Source organism: Paenibacillus sp. 01L418 (assembly GCF_056400045.1).
In genome coordinates this window covers 1-5,825 of sequence record NZ_JBFTSN010000402.1, presented here as the reverse complement: position 1 = coordinate 5,825, position 5,825 = coordinate 1, and the positions used below count along the sequence as shown (strand labels likewise).

5 protein-coding genes are annotated in these 5,825 nt (G+C 45.1%); all 5 read left to right on the top strand.

Translation table 11 applies throughout. From position 1 onward, the window contains the following. On the top strand, positions 1-856 hold an 856-nt coding region (locus tag AC1DSE_RS28805), incomplete at its 5' end, for a helix-turn-helix domain-containing protein (protein WP_477528600.1). Between the two features lie 138 nt (positions 857-994). Next, positions 995-2,335, top strand: coding sequence for an ABC transporter substrate-binding protein (locus tag AC1DSE_RS28800; RefSeq protein ID WP_477528599.1), 1,341 nt, complete (start codon positions 995-997; stop codon positions 2,333-2,335). A gap of 170 nt (positions 2,336-2,505) precedes the next feature. After that, positions 2,506-3,384: a carbohydrate ABC transporter permease gene (locus AC1DSE_RS28795; RefSeq protein ID WP_477528601.1), complete on the top strand. Its 879-nt coding sequence runs from the start codon at positions 2,506-2,508 to the stop codon at positions 3,382-3,384. Between the two features lie 24 nt (positions 3,385-3,408). Further along, entirely contained in the window at positions 3,409-4,242 is an 834-nt protein-coding gene (locus AC1DSE_RS28790; RefSeq protein ID WP_076265461.1) for a carbohydrate ABC transporter permease, read from the top strand. A gap of 633 nt (positions 4,243-4,875) precedes the next feature. After that, positions 4,876-5,784, top strand: coding sequence for an AraC family transcriptional regulator (locus AC1DSE_RS28785; protein WP_477509813.1), 909 nt, complete (start codon positions 4,876-4,878; stop codon positions 5,782-5,784). Positions 5,785-5,825 lie beyond the last annotated feature (41 nt).

Sequence of the window (5,825 nt, the reverse complement as noted above, 5' to 3'; positions counted from 1 at the left end):
CCTGCATGTCACGTGTTATGAGCTTATCGAGCAGTTTTCGCAGCAAACAGAGTCGCACCTATTGCAAGTATCCATAGGACTCAGCGTCGTTTATAATAATTATCTTGACCTTCAGAATGCCTCCATGGAGGCGAAAAAAATGCTCGCGGTCGGTTTCTTCCTCGGACCGTGTCGCTTGCTTACTGCTGAGGAGCAAACGGATTCCATTTCAGCATCGCCCTATCCTTTTGCGGCAGCCTTACACGAACTCAAAGAGTCGTTAACGATGGGCTTTCATTCCAGATCAGAACAAATGATAAATGAAATCATGAAGCATTGGTTACCGCAATATCGATCGAAAGAGGAAGTGCTGCAGGAGGCAGAGGAATTGCTTAGCCTGTTTGCCATATTCAAAGACGCAGATTCTTCCATCATACGGAAAATCCGGGAGCTCGGCAGACTGTGTTATGTCACTGAGGTCATTCAACATGTAAAAGATGGCTACCAAACAATCGTGGGTGGTGAAGACTCTTCGCGGCCGGATAAAACATTGCACCAAAGGATCGTAATGGAGGCCGCTGACTATATCAAGAGCCATTATAGGGAATCGATCTCCCTGCAGGAAGTGGCTGATGCGGTAAATGTAAGCAGGAATTATTTCAGCGAAATGTTCAAACGTGTGACAGGAGAGAACTTCATCGACCACCTGATCGCCTTGCGCGTAAAGAAAGCGAAGGAGCTGCTGCAAGGATCATCGCTCAAGGTGTATGAGGTAGCCGAGCAGTCTGGTTTTAACGACGTAAAATATTTTAGCAAGCAATTTAAAAAGATCGTAGGTGTATCTCCAGCCGAATTTCAAGGTTTGTTGCGAAAATAAAATCATGCTAATTGYGGAAAACAAGACACTCTTTCGGAACATAAACCGTTCAAACCCGCTTTGACAATGAACTATAATTAAAGCGCTTACAAAATATTTTTGAATGAAAATTAGATATCTTGAGGGAGGAAAAAGAGAATGAAAAAGCTCAAATGGTCTCTACTCATCATGATTATTGCTGTGTCTGCTTTGATTCAAGCCTGCGGAACGAGCAATGGTGGCAACAACGGGGTGTCTAATGGAGAAGAAGCCGGAACAAACAGTCCAAAAGAGGGGAAAGTAAAAATCAAGTGGGCTACATGGGGAAATCCGGGAGAATTAACAAGGTTTCAAGATTTCACTAACGATTTTAATAAGAAGCATCCTGAAATTGAAGCAGAATTAATCCCGATCCCGGGGGAGTACGATCAAAAAATCTTAACGCAATTGAGTGGCGGAACGGCCCCAGACATTTTCTATGCCGGTGACGCTTTTATTGTTAAATTGATTGAAAACGGCAGCATCGAGGAACTCACACCGTTAATGGATGATGCAAGAAGCGCGGTTAAGAAGGAGGATTTCTTTCCTGGCCTATGGGGAGCCGCTGAGCGCGACGGTAAAATATACGGGGCCACAGTAGACAATAACCCGATGGTGCTTTGGTATAACAAGAAGGTGTTAAAGGACGCAGGCATTACTGAAATGCCTGCCGATTTGCAGGAACAGGGTAAGTGGAGCTGGGACGCTTTTAAGGAAATGACCGACAAAATTCGCGAAAGCGGCAAATATGGTTACGTACTTGATAATGCATGGAACAGCACTCACAGTTGGGTAACCTCTAACGGCGGAAAGGTTTATGACGACAATGGCAAATATATCGGCTACACGGATCCGAAAGCGGTCGAAGCATTCCGATTCTTATATGATAACGTCAAGAGTAAAAACATTACATTTGCCGGTACGCTTCCAAAAGGACAAGGCGGCGATGYAATGTTTATGTCCAATCAGGTTGGCTTTGTCGGTGCAGGGCGCTGGTACCTGCCGCTGTTCAAGAAAAACGATAGCCTCGAGTACGATATCGTCACCTGGCCGACAAATACCGGCAATAAAATCGAGCCCGCAGGTATCCCGACAGCCTATATGGTACTGAATAAGACTACCAAGCATAAAGAGGCGGCGTACACCTTCTTGTCGGAATTCGTCAATAAGGAAGGTCAAACCTATCGTCTTCAAGGAGGCGGCAATGCCGTTCCTTCGGTATCGGGAGCAGATGAAGTAGTGCTTGAAGGGAACCTTCCCGAGCATGCACAGTTTTTCCTGGATGCCCGTGAAATCGGCTATGCATTAACCCCGTTTGAAGCGGGTATTCCCGGTCTAAGTAATGATATTAATTCCCGTTTTGAGGCGCTATGGCTGAAAAATGAGGATTTGGATACAGCAATGAAGGAAATCGAGGAATTGGCGAACAAGAAGATTGAGGAATACAAAGGAAAAAAATAAGCAAGCAGCAGTCCTTTCACAAGGGAATGGAAGGGGCTTCCGAACATTCGGAAATTCCTTCCTTCTTACTATAATAGAGGAAGGGTGGCGTGGCGAACATGGATATGAAAAAGGCCGTTAATAATGGCCCCTCTCCGTCAATAGACCAAACAGATACGAAACGCCATTTCATGAGGACGAAGACGGTGGACAGCCTTTGGGGATATTTTTTCATCTTTCCGCAAATGGTCGGTTTGGTTATCTTTTCGTTGATTCCGCTTATATTGGCTTTCGMCATCAGTCTAATGAGCTGGGACGGCTTCGGAGAACGGACCTTTGTCGGACTGGACAATTTCTTGGGGCAGTTTAAAGATCCCGATTTCAGGATCGCGCTTGTTAACACGCTGTATTATACCGTTCTCACTGTACCGACCGGCATCATTCTGGCGATGCTTGTTGCTATTGGCTTAAATAAAGTAAAAGGAAAGATCCTTTACCGGCTCATTTATTTTATGCCTAACATTACGATGTCCGTAGCGGTAGCAGTCGTTTTCATGTGGCTCTTTAACGCGGATTTCGGGTTGATTAATTTATACTTAAAAGATTGGTTCGGCATTGAAGGTCCCCGTTGGCTGACAGACACGCGGTTCGTAATGCCTTCCATTGCGCTGCTTAGCATATGGATGGGACTTGGAGGCAGTATGGTGCTATTCCTTGCCGGATTACAGGGAATATCCGCGACATATTACGAGGCTGCACAAATTGACGGCGCTAGCAAATGGCAGCAGCTGCGGCATATAACGGTTCCTTTGTTGTCATCGACTACATTTTTTGTCACCATCATGTCCGTGATCGGATCATTCCAGGTGTTTGATCAATCCTTTGTCATGACCTCGGGTGGACCTGCAAAAGCCAGTTATACACTTGTATACCACATTTATGACTCGGCATTTGTTGATTTTACCTTCGGTACAAGCACATCGGCCGCTGTCACGCTGTTTGCGATGATTTTGACGCTGACCTTGCTGCAGATGAAAATATCCAAACGTTGGGTTCATTACGAAGAATAAGGATGACCGGGAAGGAGAAAACTCATGAATTCTAAAAAGCTTCAACCCTCTACGATGGTGCTTCATGTCGTGCTGATCATTGGGGCCTGCGTCATGGGGCTGCCTTTCCTATGGATGATACTCAGCGCGCTAAAAGATTTGTCCCAAGTGTTTGTCGTTCCGCCTAAATGGATTCCAGAACCGTTCGTATGGTCCAATTTCAAAACTTCGTTGACGGCCTTGCCTTTCGGGCGAGCTTATTTTAACAGCTTCTATATTAATGTCATCGTCGTATTCGCGCAGCTGATAACATGCTCGATGGCTGCATACGCTTTCGCCAAAATCCGGTTCCCATTCCGGGAACCGCTGTTCATATTGTTTCTGGCAACGATGATGGTGCCTGGACAAGTGACAATCATCCCGCTGTACTTGATGATGAAAAATTTCGGTTGGCTCGATACGCATCAGTCGATCATCGTGCCTGCTGCCTTATTAAATGCCTTTGGCGTTTTTCTGCTCCGCCAGTTTTTTAGAGGCATCCCGAAGGAAATGGAAGAAGCAGCCATTGTGGATGGTGCCAATCGCTTTACGATCTATACGCGCATCATGCTTCCGCTTGTCAAGCCTGCGCTTTCAGCGCTCGGCATATTCACGTTTCTGGGCATGTGGAACAATTTCTTTTATCCGCTTATCTTTCTCAACAGCCCAGAGCAATTTACGGTACCTATGATGCTGAATCTATACCGCGGCATGTATGCGACGGACTGGACGCTGATGATGGCTGGTGCTTCAATCGCTCTGCTCCCGGTATTGGTCGTTTACATGATCGGACAGCGTTATATTATTGAAGGGGTAACACTGTCCGGCATAAAAGGATAAACCGATCATAAAAAAACGGGTTGAGACCTAAGAGACCTCCATCCGTTTCTTTATCGTAAAGCGATGTCCGCGAACCCTGTATTATAGAATTATGTGTTATTAGCAGCTTTTACTTTTTTCGGCTCTTCGGCATAACGCATCGAAATGTACTTCCGGCTGATATCTTCAACTTCTTTTACGAATTGCCAAACCTATAATTCTTAGTATTTTTATAAATTGTTACACAACATACTTGGACATCCGTTTCTTAGGAACGAAGATGTCCATTTTTTTGTGAAGATAAAGTTGAGTGGAGGGAAAGATATAGCTTCGTTTTTCCATACATACTGTCCGGAGGGGATCAGCAGCAGTTATCGACTGAATGTATGTGATGATTCGAAGGAGGCATTCATACCTCTGACTGAATTTTTACCACGACCAGCTCAACAGGATCACTGAAAGTATCAGTCATATAATGTGTGAAAACCACAAATGAAACTGGTAGCGATATAACTGCATGGTATGGTGCATCGATCGTGCGTAAGGTATTTTTCTTTTTTAGCATTAGACTATTTATATGATATCTTCAAGCGAAGGGACAAATAAAATAATTCCTTTGACTGTACATATTAGATAGAGAGGGAGTTGATGAATATGAGTGAACAAGAGCAAGAGACCTTTCAATTGCCCTTAGTCCATAACGCAGGAGACTTTGTCATCCAAGCTGGGTTTGTGCTCGGGCCCAGGCAAATTGACGATTTCGAATTAGTCTACTTTCCCGATGGTACCCAAACGGAATATGAGATAGGCGGAAGCCTATTTGTTCTTAATGAGCCATGCTTCATATTCACACGCCCAGGTGACTGGCATACCTACCGGTTCGCGCCGGAAAAAAACGTACGGCATTTGTTTGTGCATTTTGATTATGCTTCACTGCGGAATGCGGACGAACGATTCGTGGCCTTGCTCCGAGAAGGGCATATGTTCCTGGCAGGGCGCCATATGCTCGTAACTGGCTTAATGGAGAAAATACTTTGGATTGCGAATCACCAGCCTGCGTATTGGCGGAGAAGGCTTGCCGTTTTGATTTCCGCCTCTCTAGAAGAACTATCGTCCTTTTCCTCACAAGTTGCGGAAGGGGAAGCCATTCCCTTGCCTATTCCTGTTCAACACGCGATTACCTATATGGAAGAGCATTTGACCGATCCTGTAAAGATTGAAGAAATCGCAGCGATATCGGGCTGGTCACATGAATACTTCACACGAATGTTTGTCGCTACCACGGGCATGTCCCCCAAACGGATGCTGCTCGAATTACGGTTTAGGCGTGCTGAGATACTGATGATGAGGGGCACCGGCACAGTAAAACAGATTGCCTATTCGGTAGGCTTCGGTGATGAACACCATTTCTCAAAAATGTATAAAAAAGTTCGTGGAATAACGCCATCGGATTACATAAAAAGGTGCCAGGATCCCTTATTTCGCCACACGGTATCCGTATTGGACCCGTACACGCCTTATCCTTTAAATCGAAATATTTTGGTGAATTCCTTGGTCAAATAAACACATCATTTGCCGGTTTTAGACTATGGAGAGTGCTGCTT